This is a genomic window from Burkholderia sp. BC1, from assembly GCF_052683555.1.
In genome coordinates, this window is the sequence record NZ_JBQYLP010000126.1 from 1 (window position 1) to 7443 (window position 7443).

7 protein-coding genes and 2 pseudogenes are annotated in these 7443 nt (G+C 58.3%); 5 read left to right on the forward strand and 4 right to left on the reverse strand.

The window, feature by feature from the left end:
• Together ACSHSS_RS29285 and ACSHSS_RS29290 are read left to right on the forward strand one after the other, a co-directional pair.
• A pseudogene (locus ACSHSS_RS29285) lies at window positions 1-316 on the forward strand (hypothetical protein); the annotation flags it as partial.
• Entirely contained in the window at window positions 294-821 is a 528-nt protein-coding gene (locus tag ACSHSS_RS29290; protein WP_081071367.1) for a TniQ family protein, read from the forward strand. The pseudogene ACSHSS_RS29285 and the gene ACSHSS_RS29290, both read left to right, overlap by 23 nt.
• A 39-nt stretch (window positions 822-860) precedes the next feature.
• Here the strand turns inward: ACSHSS_RS29290 and ACSHSS_RS29295 are convergent, their stop codons facing one another.
• Both ACSHSS_RS29295 and ACSHSS_RS29300 read right to left on the reverse strand, forming a co-directional pair.
• A complete protein-coding gene (locus ACSHSS_RS29295) occupies window positions 861-1310 on the reverse strand; it encodes a transposase (protein WP_226092321.1) in 450 nt (149 codons plus the stop codon).
• 100 nt (window positions 1311-1410) lie between these two features.
• On the reverse strand, window positions 1411-2892 hold the full coding sequence (locus tag ACSHSS_RS29300) for a sensor domain-containing diguanylate cyclase (protein WP_060082254.1): 1482 nt from the start codon (window positions 2890-2892) through the stop codon (window positions 1411-1413).
• An 810-nt stretch (window positions 2893-3702) separates the two neighbouring features.
• Here ACSHSS_RS29300 and ACSHSS_RS29305 point away from each other — a divergent pair.
• Window positions 3703-3834, forward strand: a pseudogene (locus ACSHSS_RS29305) (PAAR domain-containing protein); the annotation flags it as partial.
• 141 nt (window positions 3835-3975) lie between these two features.
• On the opposite strand, the gene ACSHSS_RS29310 reads toward ACSHSS_RS29305, so the two are convergent.
• Window positions 3976-4329, reverse strand: a complete 354-nt coding sequence (locus tag ACSHSS_RS29310) for a BON domain-containing protein (RefSeq protein WP_011880233.1) — start codon at window positions 4327-4329, stop codon at window positions 3976-3978.
• Window positions 4330-5062: 733 nt separating this feature from the next.
• On the opposite strand from ACSHSS_RS29310, the gene ACSHSS_RS29315 reads away from it, so the two are divergent.
• Both ACSHSS_RS29315 and ACSHSS_RS29320 read left to right on the forward strand, forming a co-directional pair.
• Window positions 5063-6136: a VIT1/CCC1 transporter family protein gene (locus tag ACSHSS_RS29315; RefSeq protein WP_011880234.1), complete on the forward strand. Its 1074-nt coding sequence runs from the start codon at window positions 5063-5065 to the stop codon at window positions 6134-6136.
• A 254-nt stretch (window positions 6137-6390) separates the two neighbouring features.
• The gene (locus tag ACSHSS_RS29320) at window positions 6391-6651 is read left to right on the forward strand and encodes a DUF3331 domain-containing protein (RefSeq protein WP_226103182.1); all 261 of its coding nucleotides are present in this window, start codon (window positions 6391-6393) and stop codon (window positions 6649-6651) included.
• 446 nt (window positions 6652-7097) lie between these two features.
• On the opposite strand, the gene ACSHSS_RS29325 is transcribed toward ACSHSS_RS29320, so the two are convergent.
• Window positions 7098-7443: response regulator (locus ACSHSS_RS29325; RefSeq protein ID WP_445545904.1), on the reverse strand; the 346-nt coding region annotated here is incomplete at its 5' end.

A 7443-nucleotide genomic window follows, 5' to 3' on the forward strand; every position in this document is an offset into this window, starting at 1 on the left:
CCATCTCGCCTGCAACTTCGGAAGTTGGTCCATTGATCAGCGTTTCCTTAGTCGGTATGTGCCGTTCGAAATACCACGGTGGCGGGAGAGCGATGGTCTACGGCGGCTTCTCGCGGCCTTCGAACGCGTGCTGCCACTGCGCAAGCCATCGGATCTCGCACGACGCGAGATCGTTCAGTTTGTTCTGAGCGCGAGCGGCGGACTTACCGGTGAGATATCCACGTTGCTGAACAATGCCGCCGAACTATCAATTCGCAGCGGCGACGAATTTATCGGCATTACGCATCTCGAGCATGTCTGCCGAGTCGAGCAGTAACGTCGTTCCATGGCCGATTGCCCCCAGGCCCTTCTACGAGGAGGCCTTTGGTGGCTGGTTAGGCCGTGTCGCGACGCGATATCAGGTGAGCGTTGCGATGCTGTGGCAGATGAGCTCGAGCGAGCCGCTGCCCTCGCTTGGGACTGCTGGATGGATTCTTTTTCCTCCGATTTCTCAGCCAGCGCTTCAACGATTCTCAACGCTCGCACGCCTTGATGAAGACAGATTGAGGCACATCCAGACGCCATCGGCCTGGCTCTTCAACTGGCGCTGCGTGCCGTACTGCTTCAGATGCCTCGTGCTGAACGACGCGGACGTTTCAGTGCCTCGCTGGAAACGTGAGTGGCTCGATCCGACAGCCGAATTCTGTAGCGTGCATCACACGGTTTTGGAAACAGTCCCCGCCTCTGTCTTTCGGCTGTCGGGTCACTTTGCTGCCGCGCTGCGCGCGATCAGCCGTTATCGCGAGAAACGAGTGTTCAAGGACCGCAGATGGCTGTGTTAGCAGAATTAACGGACACGATTAGCGTTGCAGCGGACGCCATTAGCACAAACTTCGAACTTCAACACCAAGATCAAATTCGACACCATTCGACAGGCGCACATGTAACGAGAGCGCCATCAACGACGTGTCCGGTGGCCGTACAGGGGAAACGGCGGGCACTGTCGATGGCGCGGTGACGACAGGGACAAATGCCTGCGCTTCACTCACCGGAACACGACGCGCCGAACCCGGGATGTCGATCGATACGCCGTCTATCACCAGCGGGTCCGGTCTAGTTGGCGTTTGCAGCGTATGCTGCTGATAGCGCGAGATCCAGCGACGCAACTGGTTCGGGTTGACGTCGTGATCCATGGCCATTCGGGCAATCGACACGCCCGGCTTCAGGCAAAGCTCGACCAGCTCTTGGACGGCAGCCTCATCAAATTCCCGCCGGCCATCCCGTCGGCGGCCGACCACCAGTCTGCTTCGAAGGTCCTGTTTCTCTGTCATCACGGTCTGAGTGCATGTGTCCACGCGGACACTTAGCATCTGACCTTCTGCCTACCATTGGTAGGGCGTCATTTATTGACGGCTTACCAAACTTCGAACTTCAACATCCATCGACGGGAAAGGTCGAGACCTTGTTCCGGCCGGTCGCCTTCGCGTAGTACAGCGCCTCGTCGGCCGCCTTGATCAGCGCACCCGGGTCTCCATCCTGACCGGGCGTCGAGCTCGCCATGCCGATGCTGGCGGTGACGCGCCCATATTCGCTGCCGACGTGCTCCAGTGCGAGGTCATCGATCGCCCCGCGAATGCGCTCGGCAATCTCGATCGCGCCCTGCGGGGGCGTATCGGGGAGCAACACCACAAATTCTTCTCCGCCGTAGCGGGCCGCTGTATCCGCTGGCCGGCGGATGTTTTCGCCAATGCAGCGCGCGACGGCCGCCAGCGCATCGTCGCCGGCTTGATGGCCATAGGTGTCGTTATAGGCCTTGAAGCGGTCAACATCGACGAACAGCAGCGAGAACACGGAGTGCGCGCGCTGCGCGCGGCGCCATTCGCGCTCCAGCACTTCGCCGAAGCTGCGGCGGTTATTCAAGCCCGTCAGCCCGTCTGTGCGGGCGAGCAGTACCAATTCCGATTCCGCGCGCATTCGGCGGCGCAGTTGCTTGCTGAGGACCATGGACAGCACAATGAACGCCGCACCGAACGTGCCCACCAGCGCACCGATTGCCGCGGCGCGCTGCCACCACGCCGCATAGATGTCCTGTTCAGCCTCCGCCACCATGATGATCAGCGGCAGCTCCGGTAGGTGTTTGAAGTAGTAGAGCCGGCGCACGCCGTCGATCGACGCGGTCTCTGAAAACACGCCCTCCCGAGCGGACATGAACCGTCGGAATGTCGACGCTTGGCTGATGTCGCGGCCGACGATGCCGTCCGTGAAGGGCTGACGCATCACCATGATGCCGTCCGTTCCGATCAGCGAGATCGAACCGTGCTGCCCGAGCGACAGGCCGGCAAACAAGTGGTGGAAGTATTCGAGGTTGAGGCCAATCAGCGCGATGCCGGCAAACGAGCCATCCGGATTCGAGATACGCCGCGACAGCGCCATGCTGGGCGTGCCGGCACTCAGCCGTGAGATGAACGGATCGCTGATATACAGTCCTACGTCAGCATTATCGCGATGGACCGTGAAGTACTTACGGTCCGCGAAATTGCCCTGGCGCGGCACATCGTGGGCCGAGTCCAGGACGATGTTGCCGTCGGCATCGAGCACCAGCTGCGAACCGATAAAGGCGGCACTCATCGCGTGATCGAATAGCACGGCACGCCGCAGCGCGGGCGCCGCGGCCATCACATCGGGCCGCTGCAGCCCGTGGGCAAGCGCCTGCAGCGACAGGTCGTACAGCTCGAAGTTGCGTTCGATGTCGCGCTCGGCCATCAGACCGAGATTGCGCGCGCTTTCGCTGGCGCGCTCCAGCGCGTCGTGGCGGCTTTGGAACAACTGCAACACGCATAGGCCCATCAGCGCGCAGGCGATCACGACGCCGATTGCCACGATCAGGTAGGGGGCTGTTGTTCGCCGGTGCATCGGTCGCCTCGCTGCATTTTTGGTGCGCCGGGCCCCGACGCCTGCTTTCCGGATACTAAAAAGCCGCGCTCGCCTTGGCAAGGGCCCATGCCGGTTCGTCGCGCCCCGGTCGGGACGGTTTGGGGGCGATCGGGAAATGGGTATTCGTACCTTTCGTGCATATTCTGGCGCTTTTGATCAGACATGCATTTCTGTTCAAATGTTTGCAAAATCGCGTGTTGAAAAGATGTCGCAGGGGCGCGGAGCCTTGTGGGATAAGGGGCTGCGGCGACTGACCACCAGATTTTGCACGAATCGGACGATTACTCCACGAAAGGCTGGCCGGTCCACTGCGACACCGGCGGAGGCCCGTCCTGCGCGGCAAAAAGCAATGAGATCGGATGCGTCAAATCATCGCGCGCGTCAATGAATATTCTCGCTTGTGTTTGACTCGAATCAATCCTGACGCAGTGTTTGCTATGATGCGGCGCGGCCGTTAAATTTTCGCCCGTTTCCGCTCCACTTGGCAGATCAAAAAGAAATCGATGTCCCGATATTTGAAGTTCGCAACCCGCAGCTTACGGGCGGCGGCGTCCATGGTTCTGACGCCCCTTGGGGTCATCGGTTGCACAGGGTTGCTGTGGCTGTGCACATGCTTGTTTTTTGCCGCGATGCTGCTCGAAGCTCGCGAAGACGCCTACGATGGCGAAGTGAGACACGCACGCCAGCTCGTGACCGCGCTCGAGCGCGACATTCTGCGAAGCATCGAGCTTTACGAGCTGTCAATGAGCGCCGCGGCACAGGGCGCCACCAATCCGCGCGTCATGTCGTTGTCCGAAATGCGGCGGCGTCTATCTCATCGTCGACGTCAAGGTGAAAAGCATGACCTTCGATGGCCGCCCGGTTGCGACAGAAGGCGACAAGACGGCGTGTGGCGCCTCGCTGATCGGATCGCAAGAGTCTCTGGACATGTCGAGCAGGTTTCGGCGCCGCTGGCGGCATTGGCGGCGGAATTCCCCAGGCAATGGCGTCGCCGTTGAGAACATAGCATTCGTGTTGTCAGGGCGCGCCAATGCAGTCAAAGGATGCGGTTGGACTCAACCATTAACGTCCTTTTTCGTCCACGGTCAAATTGTTTTTGACCGACGTAACGCCAGGAACACTCTCGGCAACTTTCCCTGCGAGATCGATCTGCGCTTGGTCCGGAGCCATTCCTACTAGCGTAATCTTGCCGCTACGAGCGACGGCATGAACATCAGTGGACTCCAAGCCCTTTTGTTTGTACAACGTCTTCTGAACTCGTTTCGCCAAATCCTTATTTGCTGCTCTAATAGCCGAACGAGAGGGAGCTGTTGCTGAAGGTGCCGCGGTCGTCTCTTGTGCCTGAACAACAGGCACGATCGCAGCAATGGCACTGATGGCGGTCGCTGCGGCAACGTAGGTTTTCAAGGATTTCATCTCTAGTCCTTCGGGTGGGTGGAAAAACTGGGTGGGAGAAACTCGAAATGATCGATTGTCGATCAAAGTGCGGCGGGAAATGGGGCCAAACTTTGACGAGCAGTGGTCACGATGTCTGGCAATCAAATTATCAACTCTTCCTCGGCGGATGCGCACATTCAGGCACGCCGACACCTGTCAGGAATTTCGCCTGCTGAGGCCGACTGAGGGTAAGAGCTCCATGAACAACGCTGCTCAAGTATTCGTTGCAACTACAACAAACCGATCACAGGTTGAGATCCTTTTGCCCCCATACCTTGGCTCGCAGACTTCTAATCCTGGCGGGAACTGCCCTCGCCCTAGATCGAGAACTTGAATCGCATTTCTCACACGCGCTAATTCCTTCTCGACCGTGTAGTACCAGTTCATAGCCTCCCTGCGTGAATGCACGGATGATTGTGCACGTCGCTTACGGGATACGATTGATTTGACGCAAAGAGATCGACGGAGATCGCTCCCGCGGGAGCGATCTCGGATACAGATTGTGGACCGCCCCCTTGCGTGGACATCTTCGGGCCTTAATTTACGGTAGCCGAGGAGGTTAATATGATCGGGACAAGTATTCCGGAATTCACGTCATTCCGTCATTGAGCATTGTCCTGCTATTGTCCAATCACTCTGTGGAGCGCGTTCAGCCATGCGATCGTCCAACAAATCAGACATCAATAGGCTTCGAACCAACCTGCGGGACGAGATGGACGGAGCCGCGCTATATGAAGCGCTTGCCGCCGCGGAACCAGACCCATTGCGCCGCGACGTATTTATGCAATTGGCCGAGGCCGAACATGAACACGCGGAAATATGGCGCGCCAAGCTACAGCACCGGGGTGTCGATGTAGCGACCACGAGGCCGACATTCAAAACCAGGGCATTGCGTATGCTTATACGCAGCTTCGGTCCGCGCTTTGTACTGCCGGCGCTCGCCGCCTCGGAGTTCGCCGACCGCGACAAATATGCCAGGCAGACCGATGCGGGGGCACTGTCCGCTGACGAATCCACACATGCGGCGGTGGTTGCCGCCGTCGCGCGGAGCAACCCTTCTGGTGGCGTGAAGGGCTCCGATATCGCGCGCGCGGAGTCATGGCATCGCGGCGCGTCAGGTAACGATTTGCGAGCGGCGGTCCTAGGTGCCAACGACGGCCTCGTGTCGAATTTTTGCCTCATCATGGGCATTGCCGGAGCGGGTGCCTCCAACAAGACAATCCTTCTGACGGGACTGGCTGGACTCATTGCAGGTGCATCTTCAATGGCACTTGGAGAATGGTTGTCGGTCACGAACGCGTACGAGCTCGCGCAAACCCAGATTGCGCGGGAAAACGAAGAACTCCAGAGAACGCCAAAGGCGGAATTGCGGGAACTCGCGCTTATCTATCAGGCAAAGGGGCTCGATAGAGATGATGCGCGTCGGGTGGCCGAGGAAATGATGCGCAATCGTGACAAGGCGCTCGATACGCTCACACGAGAAGAGCTGGGCCTCGACCCGGAGGAGCTGGGCGGAAATCCCTGGCGTGCCGCTGGCACGTCGTTCGGTTTGTTTGCTCTCGGAGCGATATTTCCTGCTGTCCCGTTTTTCTGGGCTCGCGGAGTGGTGGGTATCGGAATCAGTGTTTCACTCAGCGTGCTTTGCTTGGCCGTGATCGGCGTAGTGACATCGTTGTTCAACGGCCGCTCTTCGTGGTTTTCTGTAACCCGCCAGATCGTGATTGGTTGCGTCGCTGCCGGCTTCACGTATGGTGTCGGCGCGCTGCTCGGTGTGTCCATGTCGTGACACCCGACAGCTCAAAAAAAGCGGGGCGTTCTTCGTTTCTATTATAGAAAAGTTGTGGTATTTTTATTCTAGAGCCGAGAGGAGCACGGAACATGGGATATGTCTGCCAAAAGCGTGACGCTTGGGCGAAGATCGTCGCGACGCTTGACAGACCTAACGACGTGGACCGTTTTACGCCAATAGGTCAAATAGTAGGCAAGAATCTTGGTGCGACCGAGCAGTTCAATACAAAAGGATCAGTTACGTACGACGTAATGCGCGTAGTAAAGATCGTTGACAGGCCGTCTCAAGGAACACTGTTGGTCTCGTGGAGCGACGCACAAAAATGTGTCTACCTCGAGCAAACCTGGAAATTGCGGGTGGCGAATAAACGTGGGCGCTGTGTTCTCAGTGGGCGAGAAATCCAGATCGGCTCGAGCGTATTCGTGCCGTTTTGCCGCCCCCGGCCACTTAATGCTGGGGCGATGATAATAGAAGAAGTGGCACCGATATTTTTCCATGCTAGCAAAGCGTAGGCTCACGCCAAAGCGTCCAAACCGGGCTCGACTCGCGGGGCTTGAAGTCTGCGAACTATTTTCCCGTCAGTCGGCTGTATGCTCCGCGATCCTATGTGAGGCTAGTCCAATTCCGACGCACAATGCGGTCCGATGGGACGCAGAATTCCGACAGTACGTTTTTTGATTTAAACCACGTACGCCGGAAAAAATGCGGCGTTGTGAGAACGTCACGGGCACCTGTGTCCGACGGCTTTCAGTCGTCAGCGATGTTGGCATCGCCCTGCGACTGGGCGTTTGGGCGACGGCTACGTACTCTTCGGCAGATCTCTAAACGCGGTTCTGTACCCGAGATAGCGAGACGCGGGGCGTTGGCCAAAGGTGTTGACGGATCTCGTTAGGCGGCAGGTCGATGCTGACACAATTGACGGCATGGGTGCTACGCGCAATCGCTGCGTTGTTGCCCATTATCGACCACGCCCGAGCGACAATTTCGCCAGTAGCAGCTGAAGATTCATTGGTTTCGGCAGGTGATCGTCAAACCCGGCCGCGTTCGCTGCGTCTCGATCTTGAATCGAAGCGAGGCCTGTGAGCGCTAGAGCGTAGATGCGTCGCCGGTTCCCTTCTTGCTGCCGGATGCGGCGCAGCAGCGTGTGACCGTCCGCGCCCGGCATGGCAAGGTCGGTTATAAGAATGTCGAACGAGCCGGCCTCAAGACAGTTGAGTGCATCTGCTGCGCCGGTCGCAGTGTGGACTTGCGCACCTAGGGAAACGCTGATCAATGAGCCTGTCGTCCGCATAACGGACGAGGCA